This window comes from Paracoccus sp. (in: a-proteobacteria) (assembly GCF_030604785.1).
Classification (GTDB): domain Bacteria; phylum Pseudomonadota; class Alphaproteobacteria; order Rhodobacterales; family Rhodobacteraceae; genus Paracoccus.
The window spans coordinates 14,777-35,663 of sequence record NZ_JAUVVF010000029.1 but is presented as its reverse complement, the minus strand read 5'-3'; the positions used below and the strand labels follow the sequence as shown (position 1 = coordinate 35,663).

General features: G+C 68.5%; 19 protein-coding genes and 1 riboswitch. Of the genes, 2 read left to right on the top strand and 17 right to left on the bottom strand.

The genetic code is table 11. The features are described 5' to 3' along the window. Positions 1-6 precede the first annotated feature (6 nt). The 7 genes from QAR72_RS10650 to QAR72_RS10620 all read right to left on the bottom strand — a co-directional run bounded on the left by QAR72_RS10650 (position 7) and on the right by QAR72_RS10620 (position 8,187). Positions 7-1,143, bottom strand: a complete 1,137-nt coding sequence (locus tag QAR72_RS10650) for a hypothetical protein (protein WP_304617355.1) — start codon at positions 1,141-1,143, stop codon at positions 7-9. 303 nt (positions 1,144-1,446) lie between these two features. Further along, positions 1,447-3,657: a tetratricopeptide repeat protein gene (locus tag QAR72_RS10645; protein WP_304617354.1), complete on the bottom strand. Its 2,211-nt coding sequence runs from the start codon at positions 3,655-3,657 to the stop codon at positions 1,447-1,449. Then, positions 3,657-4,619 carry a GDP-L-fucose synthase gene (gene fcl / locus QAR72_RS10640; RefSeq protein ID WP_304617353.1) on the bottom strand — a complete coding sequence of 321 codons (963 nt, stop codon included), beginning with the start codon at positions 4,617-4,619 and terminating at the stop codon, positions 3,657-3,659. Before fcl ends, QAR72_RS10645 begins: the two co-directional genes overlap by 1 nt. A gap of 8 nt (positions 4,620-4,627) precedes the next feature. Further along, positions 4,628-5,749 (bottom strand): GDP-mannose 4,6-dehydratase, encoded by a 1,122-nt coding sequence (gene gmd, locus QAR72_RS10635; protein WP_304617352.1) that lies wholly within the window; start codon positions 5,747-5,749, stop codon positions 4,628-4,630. Between the two features lie 220 nt (positions 5,750-5,969). Beyond that, entirely contained in the window at positions 5,970-6,755 is a 786-nt protein-coding gene (locus QAR72_RS10630; protein ID WP_304617351.1) for a hypothetical protein, read from the bottom strand. A gap of 131 nt (positions 6,756-6,886) precedes the next feature. Continuing rightward, positions 6,887-7,627, bottom strand: a complete 741-nt coding sequence (locus QAR72_RS10625; RefSeq protein WP_304617350.1) for an anti-sigma factor — start codon at positions 7,625-7,627, stop codon at positions 6,887-6,889. Next, positions 7,624-8,187 (bottom strand): sigma-70 family RNA polymerase sigma factor, encoded by a 564-nt coding sequence (locus QAR72_RS10620; protein WP_304617349.1) that lies wholly within the window; start codon positions 8,185-8,187, stop codon positions 7,624-7,626. The genes QAR72_RS10625 and QAR72_RS10620 overlap by 4 nt, the downstream gene beginning before the upstream one ends. A gap of 175 nt (positions 8,188-8,362) precedes the next feature. Here QAR72_RS10620 and QAR72_RS10615 point away from each other — a divergent pair, with 175 nt between their 5' ends. Continuing rightward, positions 8,363-9,145, top strand: a complete 783-nt coding sequence (locus QAR72_RS10615) for a DUF4394 domain-containing protein (RefSeq protein WP_304617348.1) — start codon at positions 8,363-8,365, stop codon at positions 9,143-9,145. Between the two features lie 262 nt (positions 9,146-9,407). Continuing rightward, positions 9,408-10,295 (top strand): polyprenyl synthetase family protein, encoded by an 888-nt coding sequence (locus QAR72_RS10610; protein WP_304617347.1) that lies wholly within the window; start codon positions 9,408-9,410, stop codon positions 10,293-10,295. Positions 10,296-10,304: 9 nt separating this feature from the next. On the opposite strand, the gene QAR72_RS10605 is transcribed toward QAR72_RS10610, so the two are convergent. The 10 genes from QAR72_RS10605 to QAR72_RS10560 form a co-directional block, all read right to left on the bottom strand. Then, positions 10,305-11,222, bottom strand: coding sequence for a phytoene/squalene synthase family protein (locus QAR72_RS10605; protein ID WP_304617346.1), 918 nt, complete (start codon positions 11,220-11,222; stop codon positions 10,305-10,307). Continuing rightward, positions 11,219-12,715, bottom strand: coding sequence for a phytoene desaturase (locus QAR72_RS10600; RefSeq protein WP_304617345.1), 1,497 nt, complete (start codon positions 12,713-12,715; stop codon positions 11,219-11,221). Before QAR72_RS10600 ends, QAR72_RS10605 begins: the two co-directional genes overlap by 4 nt. Then, positions 12,712-13,869 (bottom strand): lycopene beta-cyclase CrtY, encoded by a 1,158-nt coding sequence (gene crtY / locus QAR72_RS10595; RefSeq protein WP_304617344.1) that lies wholly within the window; start codon positions 13,867-13,869, stop codon positions 12,712-12,714. Before crtY ends, QAR72_RS10600 begins: the two co-directional genes overlap by 4 nt. Before the next feature lie 9 nt (positions 13,870-13,878). Beyond that, the gene (locus tag QAR72_RS10590; RefSeq protein ID WP_304617343.1) at positions 13,879-15,105 is read right to left on the bottom strand and encodes a glycosyltransferase; all 1,227 of its coding nucleotides are present in this window, start codon (positions 15,103-15,105) and stop codon (positions 13,879-13,881) included. Between the two features lie 4 nt (positions 15,106-15,109). Continuing rightward, the gene (locus tag QAR72_RS10585; protein ID WP_304617342.1) at positions 15,110-15,619 is read right to left on the bottom strand and encodes a sterol desaturase family protein; all 510 of its coding nucleotides are present in this window, start codon (positions 15,617-15,619) and stop codon (positions 15,110-15,112) included. After that, a complete protein-coding gene (locus QAR72_RS10580; RefSeq protein WP_304617341.1) occupies positions 15,616-16,344 on the bottom strand; it encodes a fatty acid desaturase in 729 nt (242 codons plus the stop codon). The genes QAR72_RS10585 and QAR72_RS10580 overlap by 4 nt, the downstream gene beginning before the upstream one ends. Before the next feature lie 15 nt (positions 16,345-16,359). Beyond that, positions 16,360-17,430, bottom strand: a complete 1,071-nt coding sequence (gene fni / locus QAR72_RS10575; protein ID WP_304617340.1) for a type 2 isopentenyl-diphosphate Delta-isomerase — start codon at positions 17,428-17,430, stop codon at positions 16,360-16,362. A 124-nt stretch (positions 17,431-17,554) separates the two neighbouring features. Then, a complete protein-coding gene (locus tag QAR72_RS10570; RefSeq protein ID WP_304617339.1) occupies positions 17,555-18,241 on the bottom strand; it encodes a thiamine ABC transporter ATP-binding protein in 687 nt (228 codons plus the stop codon). Next, positions 18,231-19,760 carry an ABC transporter permease subunit gene (locus QAR72_RS10565; RefSeq protein ID WP_304617338.1) on the bottom strand — a complete coding sequence of 510 codons (1,530 nt, stop codon included), beginning with the start codon at positions 19,758-19,760 and terminating at the stop codon, positions 18,231-18,233. The genes QAR72_RS10570 and QAR72_RS10565 overlap by 11 nt, the downstream gene beginning before the upstream one ends. Continuing rightward, complete coding sequence (locus QAR72_RS10560) at positions 19,739-20,719, bottom strand: thiamine ABC transporter substrate-binding protein (RefSeq protein WP_442953571.1); 981 nt, start codon at positions 20,717-20,719, stop codon at positions 19,739-19,741. Before QAR72_RS10560 ends, QAR72_RS10565 begins: the two co-directional genes overlap by 22 nt. A 31-nt stretch (positions 20,720-20,750) precedes the next feature. After that, positions 20,751-20,848, bottom strand: a riboswitch (TPP riboswitch). Positions 20,849-20,887 lie beyond the last annotated feature (39 nt).

Below are 20,887 nucleotides of genomic sequence, written 5' to 3'. Positions count from 1 at the left end.
GGGGCCTCACAGGTGATCCAGCAGCAGCCAGTCCATCAGAAGGCGGCGCATGCGGTTGGTGAACTCCTCAAGATCACCCCCATCCAGGAGATCGTCCTGCGGAAAGCCCTGCGCGCGAATGCGGGCGACAAAACTCTCCATCGCCTCGTTGCCCTCTTCGGTGCGATAGGCGCCGCGCGCGACGCGAAATACCTCGCGCGCCGAAAGGTCAAGCCGAGCCCAGATGCACGCGCCGAGCAATTCCTCGGAAAGATGAGGCATCTCGTCCAGCGTGTCGGTGATCGCCTGCCGAATCAGGCGTTGCATTCCGACCAAATCGGCTGAACCGCCTGAAATGATAAGCTCGGTCAGCATCCGGTTCGCATGGGTGGTCGCGCGCTGCCAGAAATCGTCGCGCAGTTCCGGCATGTCTTTCAGGCCGTGCAACAACGCTGACAAGACACGATTCTCGGTGACGACGTGGCGCAGATGAGCGGTGACGATCTTCGCGCGCCACCCCTTTCCAAGACGTCGCAACTCGGCCTCCAGCACGGGCTTGTATCCGATGTTGCGGACGATGCGCGCTGGTTCCCTTCCGCCGACATGGCGCAGCAGGCGCAGCCCGTCTTGGACTGTGCCCCCCGACTGGTCCAGTATCCACAGGATCGAAGCCACATGCGCCTCGGGGTCGACAAGCTGGCGGCGGCCCTTGCGGATGGCGTCCAGCAGATCGGGCGCCCCGGCTTTTAGGTCGAAATGTGGCACGGCATGTCGGTGAACAAGGATCGAGGCGATTGCTTCTTCCTGCGCGTGGCGGCGCATCGCAGGGTTGGGCGCGCCATGGCGGTCGGGCTCGTCCGTCAGCAGGCGAGGATCGGCGCATGCTCCCTGCCAATCGTCCAGAAATGCAAAGGCCGCACGTCCTTGCCGATAAGCCAACATACCTGAACTGACAAAGGCGGCGCGTCGGGCATCGGCAGCTTCGGCACCCATGAGGATCAGACAGTCCTGCTTGATCAGGCTCTCCTGAGGGGTCGCGGCCAGCGCGCTGCCGTGGATCATGCCCTGCGGGGTCGCGGCGCAGAGATCGGCCAGATGGCGCAGCCCGGCAGGAAAGGCCGGCATCTTGTCGGGGGCATGGCTGCCCGCGTCATGCAGGATCACGACATCCTCGGGGGCCACCGCCTCAAGCATCCGCCGCATCACAAAGGGCCGCCATGCGCCAAAGCCCAGGCGCGGCGCGTCGCGCGGGATGTGGGGATGGGCCTGCCAGAACCCCTCCTCCTCCAGCCGGTCGGCGTCGTAGTGGATCGCGTGATCGGCCCCGGCGGCAAGGGCCGCGGCGCAGAGCGCGGCGGCGTTGCTGGCAAAGGGTTCGGTGCGGTCGGACAGAACCACGAAATGAATCTGTCCTGCGGCGGCAGAGGTCATCTTGTCTTTCCCTCGCGTGAAACCCGGTCCGCGACGTCAGGCCTTTTCCAGCTTGCGCTGACGTCGCTGATATTGCTGCTTGTCGGGATGGCGCAGGATCGCGGCCTCCAGCACGCTGCGCGCGCGCTCAGCCTGACCCGAGGCGATCAGCAGGTCGGTCTGCAGCAGCACCAGCGGCGGGTGGTCGGACGCCCATTGCAGCGCCCAATCCAGAATGCGCATCGCGCCCTCGGCATCGCCCGTCTCGGCCTTCATCTCGGCCAGATCGCATTGGCGGCGCCATTGCATCGGCGACAGCTCCAGCCCGGCCTCCAGCATGCGGATCGCATCCTCGACGCGCCCCGCCTTGCGCGCGGCGTCAGAGGCCAGGAAGAAGATCGACGGAAAATGCAGCCGCCCCTCGTCCATCAGCGGGCAGAGCGTGTCTGCCGCAGCCTCGACCTGGCCGTTGCGGAACAGGAACAGCCCCTTCAGGGCGCGGAACATCGACACTTGCGGCGCCAGGCCGATCGCGTGGTCCAGCGCGGCCAGCGCCTCGTCGTGGCGACCCTGTTCGTGGCGCAGTTCGGCCAGCCGCTTGTGGAACAGCGCCATGTCGGGCCGCGCGGCGATGCCCGCCATGATCAGCCCTTCGGCCTGGTCCAGATTGCCCTCTCGCAGGGCGATCATGCCGGTGAAGCTGTCGAAATGCGGCTGCGTGTCGGGGGCCCAGCTGCGCCGCGAAAGGATCTTGAGGATCGTGCGGAAATGCCCGAACAGCCGTTCCTTGTTGCGGTGGTCCGACCGCGTGAAATCCGGCCATTCCCAGACCGCGACCCGGCTGGACGGCACCATCCCGTCGAATTGAAGCACCCCGGCCGAGATCATGCCGGTATAGAAGCGCCGCGTGATGTCCACGACCGTGCGGTTCGGAAACAACGGATCGACGGCCGGATCGGTGATCCAGAAATTGGTGTCGTCGAAATCGCCCTGCCTGCGCAGAAGGCCCGACAGGGTGTTGATCTCGCCCTCGATGGGTTCGTGCCAGAAGGCCGAGGCGATCTGGCGCATCGCCTCGGCGCGCCGGTCCAGCATCAGCAGTGCCAGCCCGTGATACAGCGCGATCTGCGCGAAGCTGCGCTGGAACAGCACGAAGCCGCGATCCACGACCGGGCGCAGGGCGCAGATCTCGTGATACTGCCCCTCGTTGAACATCTCGCGGAACAGCAGCGCATGGACGAAGGCGATGTTCAGCCCGCCCTCGACATGGGCGCGGGCGATCTCGATGAACTCGGCCCGGCGGCCCGTCTCGACCAGGTGATTGCAGACATAGACCATGTATTGCCCGATCTCGCCCTCATTGGCGAAGAATTCGGGCTGGTCCTTCATCCGCGCGGCCAACACGTCCAGCGCGGCCAGCCGCTCGGTGGCCGAGATCTCGGATTCCACGTCGCGGAAGTCGCAGCCGCCGATCGTCTTGGCGGTCGAGGAAAAGGCCGACGAGGGCGGCGCCACGATCAGGTCCGACAGCGACATGGCGAAAAGCTCCAGCGCGTCGCGCTGAACCTCGGTCAGGGCGCTGGTATCGGCGATATCGGCGAAGGTCAGCAGGCCGGGGAACATGCGGGTGTAGCGGTCCAGCACGGCCTTGTTGTCGCTGAACAGCACCGTCCGCGTGCCCGAGCCTTCCAGATTGGCGCGGATATGCGTCTCGAAGAACTCGTCGGGGACGAACTTGTTGGGCCAGGCGCGGTTCATCGCGCGCATGTCGCTGGTCAGGTCGCCGCGGCGGATATGGTAGGACACGGTCCTCCGGCCATCGCGCAGGCGGGCGCGCAGGTCGTCCAGATGGTCTTGCAGGACCGGGTTCAGCGGCAGGCTGTCCACCACCTCGCGGAAGGTGGCCTTGACGACCTCTTCGGATTCGAAGGGCATCCGCAGCACGTCAAAGGGCGGGTCGAACAGGATGTGCCTGTCGCCGCGCAGGAAATCCAGAAACGCATCGGTCGAGTTGCTGGACATGACCGCGCCATGCGCCGTCGCCGCGTCGCGCATCTGCTGATAGGTCTGCTTGTCGATGAAATGGTTGCGGACGAATTCCTCGGAAAACAGCTCGGTCCCGTCGCCCAGCCCGTCGCTGTCGCGCCAATGCACGACAAAGGGCAGCCCGTAGCTGCGCGCGAAACGCATCGTGTTCAGCAGCGCGATCAGCCGGCCCCCCATGCGGTCGGCGCGGAATGCGATCAGCTTGCCGGTCGGTTGCTCCATCAGCCCGCCCGGTGTTCCAGGAACCAGCGATAGGCGTCGGCGATCCCCTCCTCCAGCGCGATTTCGGGGCGCCAGCCCATCGCCATCAGCTTGTCCGAGGACATCAGCTTGCGCATCGTGCCATCGGGCCGGGTCAGGTCGTTGGTGATGCGGCCCTTGTAGCCCACCACCCGCGCCACCATCGCGGCCAGTTCCCCGATCGAGATGTCGCTGCCCGAGCCGACATTCAGATGCGACAGCATCGGCTGGGTATTCGCCTCGTAGGTGGCGCGGTCCAGGTCGAACACGAACAGCGAGGCGCGCGCCATGTCGTCCACATGCAGGAATTCCCGGCGCGGCGTGCCGGTGCCCCACATAACGACCTCGTCGCGGCCCTCGCGCGCGGCCTCGTGGAAGCGCCGGATCAGGGCGGGCATCACATGGCTGTTCTCGGGGTCGAAATTGTCGCCCGGACCGTAGAGGTTGCAGGGCATGACCGACCGGTAATCCGTGCCGAATTGCCGGTTATAGCTTTCGCAGAGCTTGATCCCGGCGATCTTGGCGATGGCATAGGGCTCGTTCGTGGGCTCGAGGATGCCGGTCAGCAGCGCGTCCTCGCGGATCGGCTGGGGCGCCTCGCGCGGGTAGATGCAGCTCGACCCCAGTTGCAGCAGGCGCGTCACCCCGATGGCATGGGCCTCGTGGATGACATTGCACTGGATCATCAGGTTCTTGTGGATGAAATCCGCCGGATAGGTGTTGTTGGCATGGATGCCGCCCACCTTGGCCGCGGCCAGGATCACCGCATCGGGCCGCTCGGCCTGCATGAAGCCGCGCACGGCGGCCTGATCGGTCAGGTCAAGTTCGGCGCTGGTGCGGGTGATCAGCGTCAGATCCTCGCCCGAGGCGCGACGCGCCTCGAGCTGGCGCAGGATCGCGCTGCCGACCATCCCGCGATGACCTGCGACAAAGATCCGGGTCATGGCGGGCCTCAGCTTTCGTGATAGATCGGCATGTCATAGCCGTGATTGCGCAGCAGCGCATGACGGCGGGCGGCCTTCAGATCCTCGGCCACCATCTCCTCGCACATCTGCTGCGTGGTGATCTCGGGGACCCAGCCCAGCTTTTCCTTGGCCTTGGTCGGATCGCCCAGAAGGGTCTCGACCTCGGTCGGACGGTAATAGCGCGGGTCGATCCGCACGATCACGTCGCCCGCCTTCACGCCCGGCGCGTCATCGCCGGTGACGGATTCGACGATGCCGATTTCCTGCTCGTCCTTGCCCTCGAAGCGCAGGGTGATGCCCAGATGGGCGGCCGACCATTCGATGAACTGGCGCACGGAATACTGAACGCCCGTGGCGATCACGAAATCCTCGGCCTTGTCCTGCTGCAGCATCATCCACTGCATGCGGACGTAATCCTTGGCATGGCCCCAGTCGCGCAGCGCGTCGATATTGCCCATATACAGGCAATCCTCCAGACCCTGCGCGATGTTGGCCAGGCCGCGGGTGATCTTGCGGGTCACGAAGGTCTCGCCGCGGCGGGGGGATTCGTGGTTGAAGAGGATGCCGTTGCAGCCATAGATCCCATAGGCCTCGCGGTAGTTCACCGTGATCCAGTAGGCATACATCTTGGCCACCGCATAGGGCGAACGCGGATAGAAGGGCGTCGTTTCGCGCTGCGGGATTTCCTGCACCATCCCGTAAAGCTCCGAGGTCGAGGCCTGGTAGAACCGGGTCTTCTCCTCCAGCCCCAGGAAGCGGATGGCCTCGAGGATGCGCAGCGTGCCGATCGCGTCGACATTGGCGGTGTATTCCGGCGTCGCGAAGCTGACCGCCACATGCGATTGCGCGCCCAGGTTATAGACCTCGTCCGGCTTCACATCCGCCATGATCCGCATGACCGAGGACGTGTCGCCCAGATCGCCGTAATGCAGGAACATCTGCGCGTTGTCCGCGTGGGGGTCCTGATAGATGTGGTCGATCCGCTGCGTGTTCAGCGACGAGGACCGGCGCTTGATTCCGTGGACTTCGTAGCCCTTCGCGATCAGGAATTCCGCGAGATAGGACCCGTCCTGTCCGGTGATCCCGGTGATCAAGGCGCGTTTCGACATGCTTTTGTCCCTTGGTTCTCTACTCATTAACCGCAGACCGGGCATGCCGGGCCAGCGCAACCCGGTTCTAGACGAGGGCAGAAGGCAAGGCCATAGGCTTATATGCCGCTTTGGCATCAACCGCCCCCGTCGGCAGGGAGCCGCCCGCCCGGCTTCGCCATCAGAACGGGCAGACGCCCGGCAGACGGGCAGAGATCGCGCGGGTTTCGGGCGGCGGGACTCAGGCGGCGGGGGTGCTGCGTCGGGCCTCGGCACGCTCCAGCCGGGGCGAGATGCGGCGCAAGGCGGCCAGCAGCGCCTTGCTGAAATCGCCGGGCGCAAAGCTGCGATGCCCGGAATGGGCGACCACCAGATGCCGCAGATCGGCGCATTGCGCCGCCAGCCCCTTGACCCAGGCCCGGAAGTCGCGGACCGCGCCCGGCCCCGGCGCCAGGGCCTGCGGCAGGGTCGGATGCAGGAACAGGCGCGGCGGCGGCAGCACCCCGCGCAGAAGGCGCGGCACCGGCATCAGGTTCAGCGTGTCGTCCACATGCAGCGTCCCGCTGGCCTGATGCCAGGCCAGCAGAGAGCCCGCATGAACGCGGTCATCGGCGCTGATATAGTCGATGCCGGCGGGCAGCGAAAAGGCCAGGTCCTCGCCGTAGCGCGCCGCCAGCGTCGCGGATTCGACCGCGGCCTCGGCCCAGGGCAGGTCGGGCAGGCGCTGCCTGTGCCGGGCCGATCCGTAAAGCGCGGCATGCGGGAAATCGCGGTGCATCGCCTCGCAATGCAGGGTGTGGAACGGATGCAGGTTCAGGATCGCCTCGACCGCGCTCCCGCCCTCGGTCAGCGCCATGACGCGGTCGCGCAGCGATCCCTTCAGGCCGTAGCTGTCCAGAAAGACGAACCGCCCCGAAGCCAGTCGCACCAGCGAGGCATGGGTTCCCACATTGACGACGCCCGCCACGCGGAAATCGCCCCGGATGTTCCAGAAACCGCCGCCCAGATCCAGCAAGGCCTCGCCCATGCATCCGTCCTTTCGTTGCGCCCCGACCCATGATCATGCGCCCGCGCCGCAGCCCTGTCGCCTGTGCGCCGTGCGGCAGATCGGCGCGCCACAGGACCAACGGGGCAGGGCGCAGGACGTTCCCGCCCGGCCTAGAGGCCCTGCGCCGCGGCCAGTCCCTTGGCGATGATCGGCCCGGTCGGGCGCCCGGTCGGCGAACCGCCAAGCGGTTCCAGCGTGATCTCGTAAAGCTGGGCATCGGCGGGGCGCGGCAGGTCGGGGCCGCGCAGAAGCGAGGGGCGCGCGGCCTCGAGCACCCCCAGCGAGACCGGGCCCAGTTCCTGCGAGGGCAGGGTCCAGGCTTCGATGCTGGTGCCGGGCGGGACCTCGACATCCGAGACGAAGCGGATCTGCGCGGTGTCGTTGCCGTAATCCTCGATCACGGCGCGGGGCTGACCCTGATCGTCCAGCAGCACCGCCACGACCAGCGGCTGAGGCACCGAACGCTGCACGGCCCCCAGAAGCCCCAGCACGACGCCAAGCGCCAGGGCCGCGGCCAGCCCCGCCCGCCGCCGCCAGGGCGCCCAGGACAGGTTGGCCGCGCCTTGCGTCGCGGCTTCCGTCCCGGCCCAGGCGCCCGGCGCGGGGTCGCGCCCGGTTTCGGCCGCACGCAGCCGGGCGCGCACCCGTTCGGCGAACCCCTCGGGCAGGGCGGCGGGCGGGGCCGACAGATCCAGAGGCAGCAGGCGGTCGTTCAACATCGCCACCTCGGCCGCCAGCGCGGGATCGCGATGCATCAGGGTCTCGAACAGGGCAGCCTCGGTTTCGGACATGAGGCCGAGCGCGTAATCGCCCGCCAGCGCCGTCAGTTCGGCACGATCGGCGCCGGTCATGACAGACACTCCTTCAGCGAGGCCAGCCCACGCCTGATCCACGACTTCGTCGTCCCCAGCGGCACGCCCTGACGGGCCGAGATCTCGCCATGGCTGAAACCCGCAACATGCGCCATCAGGATCGCACGGCGGCTGTGATCGTCCAGCGCCTGAAGGCAATCGCCCAAACGGCCCGGCCCCGCCAGAAGGCGCCAGCCCTCGTCGGGGATCAGATCCTGCCGCGCCTCCTGCAGGCGGGTCAGATCATCGGGCGGCAGGCTGGCCAGCCGCGCGCCGTCGCGCAGGATCGTCAGGCAGCGGTTGCGCAGAACCGCATAGATCCAGCCGCGCGCCGAGCCCGCCCCGCCCGCCTGTTGCGCGGCCTTGCGCCAGATCAGCACCATCGCATCCTGCACCGCCTCGTCGGCCAGATCGTCACGCCCCAGCATCCGCCGCGCCACGCCGCGCATCTGCGCGCCCTCGACGGCCAGCAGGCGGTCGATGCCCCCGGACCGGCCGGCGGCGCAATCCGCAAGCGCCCCGGCCAGCACCCGGTCGCGGTTCCTGTCCTGATCGTCCACGCGCGCCTCTTGTCCTGTCAGGCGGCAGACTGACGCGGCCTGGGCGCGGGCGCAATCCCGCGCTTGCGATGACTTTTGCGTTTTTTCTGCATCCGATCGGCGGTTGCCAGCGTCTTCACGGACAAGGACGGCGAACCGCGCCGCCTGTCGCGATCAGAAACGAGAGGAAATCATGATGTTCCGCATTGCTGCCTGTTCGACCACCGCCCTGGCCCTGTCGCTGTCGGCCGCCGCTGCCGCCCCGGCCGTGGGCCTTGCCGGCGACCGCACGCTGGTCATGTTCGACACCTCGACCCTGCAAGTGACCGGCATGGTCGAGGTCGAGGGCGTCAACCGACTGCACGGGATCGACCTGCGTCCGGCCGACCAGACGCTGGTGGGCGTGACCGACGACAACCGCATCGTCACCATCGACCCGGCCAGCGGCGCGGTCAGCGACCTGTCCACGATGGACACGCCCCTGCCCGAGACCGACGTTCAGGTCGTGGTGGATTTCAACCCGGCCGCCGACCGGCTGCGGCTGATGACCGGCACCACCAACCACCGCGTGAACGTCGATACCGGCGAAGTCACCGTGGATGGCGAGCTTGTCTTCGAATCCGGCGACGCGAACGAGACCGAGACCGCGCAGGTCGTGGCCGCCGCCTATACCAACAGCTTCGGCACGCCCGACTCGACGGCGATGTTCGATCTGGATGCGGGTCTGGGCGCGCTGCTGCAGCAGACCTCGCCCAATGACGGCATCCTTGCCACGATCGGCGCGCTTGGCATCGAAGCTCCGGGCGAGGTGATGGCCTTCGACATCCAGACGACCGAGGCGATGGAGAACACCGCCTGGCTGGTGACGAACAACACGCTCTACACCGTCGATCTGGAGACCGGCGCCGCGACCGAGGCAGGCGCGATCGAGGGCGCCGAAGCCCCGATCCGCGATCTGACGATCATGCCTGCGATGTGATCTGACAGCCGCGATCAACCGGGGGGTGCGGCAATCCGCGCCCCCCTTTCTGCCGCCCCTGGCCGCCCGGCAGGGCGCTGACGGGACCGGCCGGCGAAGAATAGCCATGGACAGCCGCGCCAGCAGCCCGCAACATAAGTGTCAGATCGTTCGTGTATGCGGACGTGGAACGACATGACACGGGAAAAATGCGCATATCATCTCAGGGCATGGTTTCCCCCGGTCGCGCGACCGGCCTGACCAAGGGCAAGCGAGGCTGGCAATGACCGATACCCTATCCGACCTGCTTCGTTCGCGTCTGGACGGGCGGCTGGCCGAGATCGCTGCCGGTTTCGGCACGGCCTCGCCCGCGCTTGGCCGCGCGATGGAGGATGCGGCGCTGTCGTCGGGCAAGCGCTTTCGCGGCGTTCTGCTGCTGATGGCGGCCGAGGCTGCGGGCGGGGCCTGCGATGCCAGCGTCGATGCGGCGGCGGCGCTGGAAATCGTCCATTCGGCCTCGCTGGTCTTCGACGACCTGCCCTGCATGGACGATGCCAGCCTCAGACGGGGCAAGCCCGCCACCCATGTCGCGCATGGCGAAAGCCGCGCCGTGCTGGCCGGGATCGCGCTGATCACCGAGGCGATGCGCGTCCTTGCCGGCGCGCGCGGCGCCGATCCCGCCGTTCAGGCGCGGCTGGTCGCGATCCTGGCCCATGCGCTTGGCCCGCTTGGGCTCTGCGCCGGGCAGGATCTGGACCTCAGCGCGGAAAAGACGCCCGACGGCGTGCAGCGCGAACAGGATCTCAAGACCGGGGTGCTGTTCATTGCAGGCCTCGAAATGCTGGCCGCGCTGAAGGGGATCGAGCAGGACGAGCTGGAGGCGATGATCGCCTTCGGCCGCCAGCTGGGCCGCGTGTTCCAGTCCTATGACGATCTGCTGGATCTTCTGGGCGACAGCGCCTCGACGGGCAAGGATACCGGCCGCGACCGGCGCGAGGACGGACCCGCGCGCGGCGTGCTGGCGGTCGCCAACCTTCAGGACGTGTCGCGCGGATACGAGGCGCGGCGGGCCGAACTGGACCGGATGCTGCGCGGGCGCCGCATCCATCATCCGGAAATCCAGGACTTGCTGGCCCGCGTCCTGCCCCACCGGCTGAAGCGCCCGGCCTGAGACGGGCGCCTAGTCGCGCCCGTGGGTCCTCGTCCACAGCCCGTCGCGGCCCGCAGGCGTGCCGGGCAGGCGCGACCGGGCGACATCCCAGCCACCGCGCAAGGCCAGCCCCGCCTTGGCCGCCCCCGAGGTGCGGATGCGCGCGCGATAGGCCTGCGGGCCGCCCTGCCGGATGCGCGTGCCGATCGCGCGGTAGATCCGCGCGGCCGAGGCGATGGACCAGGCGCAGCGCGGCGACAGGGCAGGCAGACCTGCCATCGCCGATGCGTAATAGGGTTCCGCCGCATCCAGCAGACGCAGGATGACGGCATAGAGCATCTCGGACGGGATCTCGCCCTCGATCCGGGCGCCCGCCTCGTCCAGCCAGTCGGCGGGCAGGTAGACGCGCCCGATCCGGGCATCGTCCATCACGTCGCGCGCGATGTTCGTCAGCTGAAAGGCCAGACCCAAATCGCAGGCCCGGTCCAGAACGGCCTGATCGCGCACGCCCATGACCCGCGCCATCATCACGCCGACCACCCCCGCGACGTGGTAGGAATAGTCCAGCGTATCGGCCAGCGTGCGGTATTGCCGCGCCTCGACATCCATCGCGAAGCCCTGGATCAGGTCCAGCGGCCAGGCATCGGGGAAATCGTGGCGGCGGGCGACGGCGCGCAGCGCCTCGAAGGGAGCGGACATGGGCCGGTCGTCATGCAGCGCCGCCAGCGTGTCGTTGCGCAGGGCCTCCAGCCGTGCCTCGGGATCGTCTGCCAGTTCGGGGCGGCTGCCCATCTCCTGCCCGTCGATCACGTCATCGGCATAGCGGCACCACGCATACAGCATCACCGTATCGTCGCGGATGCCCGCAGGCATCAGCCGCGCGGCTGCCGCGAAGCTTTGCGAGCCTTGTGCAATGGCCTGCTGGCTGGCCGCGACGGTCTGGTTCATGCGGCACCCGCGCCCGGCATCGCGTCCTCCAGCATCACCTGCGCGGTGGCCTTGGCGCTGCCGACGACGCCCGGAATCCCCGCACCCGGATGCGTGCCCGCGCCCACCAGATAGAAGTTGCGGATCACCTTGTCGCGGTTATGCGGCCGGAACCATGCCGATTGCGTCAGGATCGGCTCGACCGAGAAGGCGCTGCCGTGATGGGCCGAAAGCTCGGTCCGGAAATCAGCGGGGGTGAAGATGCGGGTGGTGGTCAGCCGCGCGCGCAGGTTCGGGATCAGCCGTTCCTCCAGGCTGGCCAGGATGCGGTCGGCATAGGCCGGGCCTTCCTTGGCCCAGTCGATCTCGGCCCGGCCCAGATGCGGCACCGGGGCCAGGACGTAATGCGTGGACATGCCCGGCGGCGCCATGTCCGGGTCCGTGACCGATGGCGAATGCAGATAGAGCGAGAAATCATCGGCCAGTTTCGGGCCCTTGAAGATCTCGTTCACCAACTCCTTGTAGCGCGGCCCGAAGAGGATCGTGTGATGCGCCAGCCCCTTGGGCAACTCGCTGACGCCGAAATGCAGCACGAAAAGCGACATCGACCAGCGCTTGCGGTCCAGCGACCGCGCCTGTCCCTGCCCGCGTTCGGTATGGCCCAGAAGATCGCGGTAATTGTGCATCACGTCGCCGTTGCTGGCGACCATGTCGGCATCCAGGCGCCGGCCATCGGCCAGCGTGACGCCGGTGGCGCGGCTTCCCTCGGTCTCGATCCGGGCGACCCTGGCATTCAGCATGACCTGCCCGCCCAGACGCTCGAACAGGGCGACCATGCCCGCGACCAGCCGGTTGGTGCCGCCCTTGGCGAACCAGACGCCGCCGCGCCGTTCCAGCGCGTGGATCAGCGCATATATGGAGCTGGTGGCAAACGGATTCCCGCCCACCAGCAGCGTGTGATAGGAAAAGGCCTGCCGCAGATAGGGGTCCTTGATGAAGGTCGCGACCTTGGAATGGACCGAGCGATAGGCCTCGAGCCGCATCAGGGCCGGGGCGGCGCGCAGCATCTGGCCCAGTTTCAGGAAGGGCACGGTGCCCAGCTTCACATAGCCTTCCTGATAGACCTCCTCGGAATAGGCGCGGAAGCGGCGATAGCCGTCCAGATCGTCGGGATTGAAGCGCGCGATCTGTTCTTCCAGCTGGTCGGCCTCGTTGACATAGTCGAAGACCTTTCCGCCCGGCCAGATCAGCCGGTAGAAGGGCGTGACCGGCACCAGCGTCACGTCGCGCGCCATGTCCTGACCGCTGAGCGCCCATAGCTCTTTCAGCGCGTCGGGATCGGTGATCACCGTGGGGCCTGCATCGAAGATGTGGCCCTGATCGTTCCAGACATAGGCCCGCCCGCCCGGCTTATCGCGGGCCTCGACCAGCGTCGTGGCGATGCCCGCCGATTGCAGGCGGATCGCCAGCGCAAGGCCGCCGAAGCCCGCGCCGATCACGATGGCTTTCGTCATGTGTTACCTTTCAGCAGGGGTTTCTCGGGCAGGCATGTCAGCGCGCGGCGGATCGGGATGGGCGGCTTGCCGGTCACGATCCGCAGCCTGTCGGCCCAGGTCAGGCGGCCTGCATAGAACCGCTCGATCAGCGGCTCGGGCAGGCGGTAGAAGCGCTGCAGCAGCCGGTAGCGCTGCGGGCCGGGGCAGCCGCGGAACAGCATCCGGTTCAGCAGCCGCAGGAACCGGTCCTGATGCGCGCGGGCCAGCCCGAAATCGCGCACGGCGCCGCGCACGGCCGGGGTCGTCAGCTCCGGCACGGCGGCGATCACGTCCGCGACCTCGACCGCGACGGGCAGCGAATAGCCGGTGACCGGGTGGAAGAACCCGGCCCGCAGGCCGACCGGAACCGGCCCCTCGGCCCGTTCGCGCCAGAAGCCCGCCGCGTCATGGGCCAGGGCGATGGGCAGGATGCCGCGCTCGCGCCGCACCTCTCGCCCCGTCCAGCCGCGCGCGACCGCGTAATCATGCGAGGCGTGGGCCAGCCGGGCATCCTGCAGCTGGGCGCCGTCGCTGTAGCGCGTGTCTTCGATCAGGATGCGGGTCGGGCTGAAGGGCAGCAGGTAGATGAAGCGGTAGCCGTCGCGTTGCGGCACAGTGGCATCCATGATGACCGGTCGCTGCACGCCATGGGGGGCATCGCATTCGATCTCGATTCCGACGAATTTCTGGTAGCCCGTGACCAGATGCGGGCCCGGCTGCGCGCCGCGGCCGTCGATGATGCAGGGAGCCTCGAATCGGCGACCGTCCAGCAGCTGGGCATGACCCGCGCCCAGATCGGTGACGGTCGCGTCCCGGATGATTTCGGCGCCCGCTTCCGTCACCAGCCGGGCCAGCCCTGCCCCGTCGATGGAATTGTAGCCCGCCCGCAGATGGCGCGCATGGGCAGGAAAGCGGACCTCCTGATCGGGCCAGTCGCCGCGCTTGGCCGGGGCCAGCGCCTTGTGCCAGCGCGCCGGGATATCCGGGTCGTGGAATGACCAGGTATGCGCGTCCGAGGGGCCGGGCGCCGTGTCCAGCAGCACGACCGACAGGTCGGGCCGCGCGCGGCGCAGTGCCAGCGCGATGAGGCTGGATGCCAGGCCCGCCCCGGCAAGGATGACGTCATGCTTCATGCGCGGGCCTCATTCGGCAGCCTCGTGGATGCGTTCACCGGCCAGCACCCCCTCGATCAGGTCGGCACCGCGCCGAACGCCGCCCGCCGCGCGCAGTTCCTGCCGGGCGCGCGACAGGCTGTCGCGCCAGCGCGGCGCGTCCAGCAATTGCGACAGCGCCTCGCGGATCGCGCCCGGCGCGGCGCGCGCGTCAAGGCGCAGGCCAAGGCCATGTGCCTCGATCCGGGCGGCGATGCCGGGCTGTTCAAAGGCCAGCGGCATGGCCAGCATGGGCACGCCCGCCGCGACGCTGTCCAGCGTGGTGTTCATCCCGCCATGCGTGACGCAGACCGAGGCGCGCTCCAGCACCGCCCGCTGCGGCCACAGCGCGCGGGCCAGAGGGCGGCCGGGCAGGGCCGCCACCTCGGCTTCGGTCAGCATCCCGGCATGGGCCAGAACCAGCGTCACCGGCAGATCGGCCGCTGCCGCGCAGATCGCGTGCAGCATCCGCAGCCTGCGCCCTGACAGCGTCCCGAGCGAGGCAAAGACCAGCGGTCGGTCAGGCCGCATCAATTCGCGCGGCAGGTCGCCATCGGGTTCCGGATCACGCAGCGGACCAAGCCCCACCGATTGCGCGGGCCAGTCGCGCGGGAAATCCAGTGCGGGCACGATCTGGCGCAGGTCCAGCCGGTCGCTGATCCAGCCTCCCGTGCCCGGACGCGGCGCCAGCCCGTGACGGCGGCAGCCCGACGCAAGGGCGCGCCGTTGCAGCAGCATCAGCGCCTCGGAGACCCGCCAGCCGCCCTGATTGCGCCGCCTTGCGCTGTCGCTGTCCTCGTGCGGCCAAGGCAGGAAGGGCGGCGGCACCGCGGCGTCGCCATCCAGCGGCAGACCCGCCGCCAGCGTGACCCAGGGGGCACGCGCCGCCTCGGCGGCCAGGGCAAAGCCCGGCTCGGCCTGATCGGCGACGACCAGATCGGGGCGCAGCGCCTTCAAGGCGGGCGGTGTCAGGCGGATCACGCCGCGGGTCGCATGCGCAGTGCGCAACAGCGTCATCGCCAGCCCGGCCCCGCCCAGATCGGGCTCGTCCCATTCCATCGCGCTGACGGGCAGGCCCTGCCCCTGCGCCAGCGGCGCTAGCCTGCGGCTGCCCAGCAGCACGCAATCATGGCCCCGCCGCGCCAATTCGCGGGCCAGCGGGCCATGGGCGCCCAGATGGCCGCGCATGGCGGGCAGGCAGAAGACGATGCGGGCCATGCCCTCAGCGGTCCCGCGCCGCGACTTTGTCCTCGTCGCGCCTCAGCGCGCCGCCCGCGCGCAGCTGATCCTTCAGCCGGTCCAGCGGCGGGGCATAGACAAAGCCGAAGCTGACGCAGCCGTCGCGCCCCTCGACCGCGTGATGCATCTTGTGCGCCTGATAGACGCGGCGCAGATAGCCCCTGCGCGGGATTGCCCGGAAGGGCCAGCGCTGATGCACAAGGCAGTCATGCATCAGCAGATAGATCACCCCGTAGACCGACATGCCGACCGCGACCCACCACAGCCAGCCCGAAGAGAACATGAACAGACCCGCCGCGATCGCGGCGAAGATCAGGCCGTAGAGGTCGTTCTTCTCGAACCCGCCCTGATGGTCGCCATGCTCGTCATGGTGCGACTTGTGCCAGCCCCAGCCAAGTGGGCCGTGCATGATCCAGCGATGCACCGAATAGGCGACCAGCTCCATCACGGCGACCGTGGCCAGAACGATGGCCAGGGGGACAAGCCAGCTCATTCCGCGCCCCCGTTGCGGGTCCGGGGCAGGCGCCACCACGGCACATGCGGATACAGATGGTGTTCGTGGTGGTAGCCCCCGAAATGGAAGCAGCTGAGAAACGAGATCGGATCGCTCATCCGCGAGGACCGGGCGCGGTGGCGGTCGGGAAAGGTCTCGGCCTCGCGCGGCATGTGGGGCAGGTAGGTGCCGAAATAGAACAGCTGCATCGAGGCCAGGATCGACGGCACCGACCAGAAGGCGACATAAGCCCACCGGTCGCCCAGGATCACCGCATAGAGGATCGTTGCACCGCCCAGAAACAGCGCCTCGCGTGCGCCGAAATAGGTGCGCACGAATTTCAGATACCAGCCGACCGGACCGCCATGGCCGAAATCGGGATCGTCATCGGTGCCGGCATGGCGGTGATGGGCCATGTGCTTGACGATCAGCTTGCGCCAGGAAAAGCCCGCGAACAGCCACAGGACAAGCTGCCCGATCGCCGCGTTCAGGCGCGGGCGGCCCGGCGCCACGACCCCGTGCATCGCGTCATGGGCGATGATGAACAGCCCGGTCGACAGCCAGGTCAGCCCTGCCAGCGCCGCCATGGCCAGCAGCGGCTGGGCCACCGCGTCCAGATACCAGACCGCCGCCACATGCAGCACCGCCCATGCGGCGATCACGATGGCGGCCAGCGTCAGGCTGGTGCGGGCGTCGGTGCGATGCGTGGGATGAGCGGTGGTCATATGTCCGGTCCTGCCTTACGCGCCAACACTAGACCCCTGCCCCGGGCTTTGCCAGCATTCATCCTGTCGCAGCAATGTCGCATGGCGCAGCGCCGCCAGATCGCGCGACCCGGTGCAGAACATGGCGATCCGCAACTGGGCGATCACCTCGTCGAAATGAGCGACCAACGCCTCGGCGCTGGTGCGGGCGGCGGCCAGGGCATGGGCTGCCTGCCCCGCCAGATCGGCGCCCAGACGGATCGCGCGCGCCACGTCCAGCCCGTGCCGCACCCCGCCCGAGGCGACCAGAACGCCCCCCGGCGCCATCACGGGCGCCACCTGCCGCAGCGCATCCGCCGTCGGAATGCCCCAATCGTGGAACGGCGCGGCGATGCGGCGCAGAGCATCGGGGCCGCGCTCGGCCTCGACCCGCGCCCAGCTTGTGCCGCCCAGCCCCGCCACGTCGATGATCGAGGCGCCCGCCTCGATCAGCCGCCGCGCGACGGGGGCGGAAAGACCCGCGCCGACCTCCTTGACGCCAAGCGGCACGGGCAGCGCGCGGGCCAAGGCCTCGACCCGGGGCAGAAGACCCGCGAAATTGCGGTCGCCGCCGGGCTGGATGGCCTCTTGCAGCGGGTTCAGATGCAGGATCAGCGCGTCGGCGCCGATCATCTCGACCGCGCGCAGGGCCTGATCGGGGCCAAAGCCGTAATTCAACTGCACGGCGCCGATATTGCCCAGGATCGGGATGTCGGGCGCCCGGTCGCGCAGGTCGCGGCCCAGACCGCCCGCCGCGCCATCCTCGACCGCGATCCGCTGCGAGCCGACCGACAACGCGATCCGCAGATGCTGGCAGCCCTCGGCGATATGGGCGTTGATGCGGCCGGCCTCGACCGGGCCGCCCGTCATGGCCGACACCATCAGCGGCGCGCCAAGCGTCCGGCCCAGCAGCCGCGTCCCGGTGCGGATCTCGTCGAAATCCAGATCGGGCAGGGCGTCATGCTGGAAATGCACCGCGTCAAAGCCTGTGGCGCGGCTGTGTTGCAGGCCCCTGCCCTCGGCCACGATCTGGATATGCTGCGACTTGCGGCTGGTGATGTCGGTCATTCTGCGGCCCCTCTGCCAAGCCCCTGCCAAGACGGCCATCGCCGCGTCCGATGCAATGCGGCCAAGCGCCGCCCGGTGGCAGCGCCAGAGGCCAGCATAAGGCGGCGCGTCCGGGCCGCAAGCGTCAGCCCAGATAGGCGCGCAGGCCCGGCGGCGGGTTGTCCAGCAGCGGCCCGGTCGGGCGCGGGGGATGGACGAGGCCGTCCTCGATCAGCAGGGTCGTGGGTGCGAAGGTGCGGGCATCGGCAGGGTCATGCGTGACCATCAGCACCGTCGCATCGCCCGCCACCTCGGCCAGCAGGGCCAGCATGTCGGCCTTGAGCGCCGGGCCAAGCGCGGCGAAGGGTTCGTCCAGCAGCAGCAGCGGGCGCGCACGCAGCAGGACGCGGGCCAGCGCGACGCGGCTTTGCTGACCGCCCGACAGATCGCCCGGCCGCCTTGCGCCGGTTCCGGCCAGACCGACCCGGTCCAGCACCGCCTCGACCGCCATGCTCTGCGCGCGGTCCAGCCGCAGGTCGGGGCGCAGCCCCATCCCCACATTCTGCGCCACAGTGAGATGCGGAAACAGGTTGTGGCTCTGGAACAGGGTCGAGACGGGCCTTTTCCCCGGCGCCATCGCGGTGATGTCCCGCCCCTGCCAGACGACCTGGCCGCGTTCGGGCGCCAGATAGCCGCCGATCAGCGACAGGAGCGTCGATTTCCCCGACCCCGAGGCTCCGATCACCGCATGGCGGCCCGGCGGGACGGTCAGGTCGGCCCTCAGCGCGAAATCGCCCTGCCGGATCAGGATGTCGCGGAATTCAAGGCTCAAGCCGGCCTCCTCTGTCGAACAGCCAGAACAGCCCGAAACTGAGCGCCATCAGCAGGACCGAGGCCGCCGCCGCATCCGCCATCCGGTAGCTGTTCATCAGCTGGTAAAGCTTCAGCGGCAGGGTCGGCTGGTCGCTGGCGAACAATGTGATCACACCCAGATCGCCCATCGACAGGGCAGCCGCAAGCCCCGCCGCAAAGCCAAGCGGGCGGCGCAGGCGCGGCAGGGTCAGGTGGCGCAGCCGCGCCCATCCGCGCAGATCGAGCGACATTGCCAGCCGCTCATAATCGGCCCGCAGCGCCTGCGCCGCCGGGATCAGCGCGCGCAGCCCGAACGGCAGCGCCATCGCGGCATTCACCGCCACCGTCACGGGCAGCGCCATCTGCTGCGGACTGACCGCGCCGCGCAACAGGATGAACAGCCCCGTCCCCAGCACCAGGGGCGAGGCGATCAGCGGCAGCATCCCCGCCACCTCGACCCACCGGGCGCGGCCTTGGGCGATGGTCAGCGCCAGCGCAAGGCAGGCACCGACCGACAAGAGCGCCGAGATGACCGCCATGATGACCGACCGCCATGCCGCGTCCCAGACCTCGGGCGGCAAGGCCGGGATGCGCGGCAGGCCGGTCGTGATCACGGACACCATCGGCCAGAGCAGGAAGCCCGCCGCAAACGTGATCACAAGCGCGTCCACGACCAGCGGCCAGCCGCGCGGCGCGGGGATCGGCATGGCGCTGTCCATCCCCGCGCCAAAGCCCGCAGGCAGCGCGATGGCCCGCGCCGCCAGCAGGGCGGCCACGCAGAGCGCGATCTGCACCAGCCCAAGCGTCGCCGCCCGGCCAAGGTCGAAATCGAAGCGGAAGGCCTGATAGATCGCCAGCTCGACCGTGGTGGCGCGCGGCCCTCCGCCAAGCGCAAGGGCGACGGTGAACGAGGTGAGGCAGACCAGGAACACCGAAAGCCAGACCCCCGGCAAGGTCGCGCGCAGCATCGGGCGCTCCAGATGGCGCGCCACGTCGCGGGGCGCGAAATCCAGACTGGCGGCCAGCCTGAACCGTTCCGCCGGGATCGCCTGCCAGCCCTGCAGGATCAGCCGCACCGACAAGGGCAGGTTGAAGAAGACATGCGCCAGGATGACACCCTGCCAGCCATAGATGCCGATCTCGGGCAGGCCCATCGCGCGCATCGCCTCGTTCACGACGCCGTTGCGGCCGAAGACGGCGATCAGCCCCATGATCGCCACGATGACCGGCAGGATGAAGGGCGCGCCCAGCAGCGTGACCAGCAGCCCCCGTCCGCGAAAGCGTCGCCGCGCCAGCGCGCGGGCGACCGGGATCGCCAGCGCCGCCGACAGGCTGGCCGACAGCGCCGCCTGCCACAGCGTGAAGCGCACCGCGCGCCAATCCCATTCGCTGAGCGCCCCCAGCCCGCCCGCGAACCATGCAACCGCCGCCAGCGTGCCGAGGATCGCGGCAGCCAGAGCCGCCGCGACCAGATGGCCTAGTTGAAGGCGCGCAGCCATTCGTCCAGCGCGGGCTGGCGCAGCGCCTCGGCCTCGTCCTCGGAATAGAACAGCGTCACGTCGGGGCGCGGCAGATCGCGCATGACCTCGGGCCATTGATCTTGGGGCAGCGCGGCAGGCAGGGACCAGTTGGCCAAGGGGATCTCGGCCTGGAATTCGGGCGTCATGATCCAGTCCATGAAGGCCTGCGCCAGCTCCGGCTGGTCGGTGCCAGCCAGCTGGCCCGCGACCTCGGTCATGAAGTAATGGCCTTCCGGAAAGATCGCGGCCTTCTTGGTCAGGTCATCCTCGGCCGCGATGTGATAGGCGGGCGAGGTCGTGTAGGACAGCACCATGTCGGCCTCGCCGCTGGTGAACATGCCGTAGCTTTCCGACCAGCCGCGCGTTACGGTCAACACCTTGGGCGCCAGCTGCGCCCAGGCCTCGGGCGCCTCGTCGCCATAGACCTGCTTGACCCAGAACAGCAGCGCCAGCCCGGAAATCGAGCTGCGCGGATCCTGGATGACGATGCGGATATCCTCGGCCTCCAGCAGTTCGGCAAAGCTGGCGGGCGGGTTTTCCAGCCGCGTCTCGTCATAGACAAAGGCCGTCTCGCCCCAGTTGTAGGGCAGGAAGATCGGGTCGTCCCATTCGATCGGCAGCGACATGTCGGACGTGTCCTGCCCATGCGGCGCGAACAGGCCGGATGCGCGCGCGCGGGCCAGAACGTCGGTGTTCAGGCCGAAGACGATATCGGCCTGGGTTCCCGCGCCCTCCATCAGCAGTCGCGGCAGGATGTCGCCGGTGACAAAGCGCAGTTCGCAATCGCAGAAGGCCTCGAAGCCGGATTTGATCGCGGGGCCGGGGCCCCATTCGCTGGCGATGTAATCCTCGGCATAGACGGTCAGGACGCGGTTTTCGGATTGGGCTTGTGCAGCCACGGGCGTGGCCATCAGCAACAGGGCAAGGGCGGTTCGCATCGGCGCCTCCTTTCAGATGGAATTTCGGATGAAAGGGGCGCGTGACCTTCCCTCCGCCGGTTTTAGCCGGATCAGGTTCAACGGGTCCGCAATCGCGTCTCAGCCATGAAGGCACCCCGAGGTGGCGCTGAATGTAGAGGTTTCGCGCCCGCGCGCAAGGCGCTAGAA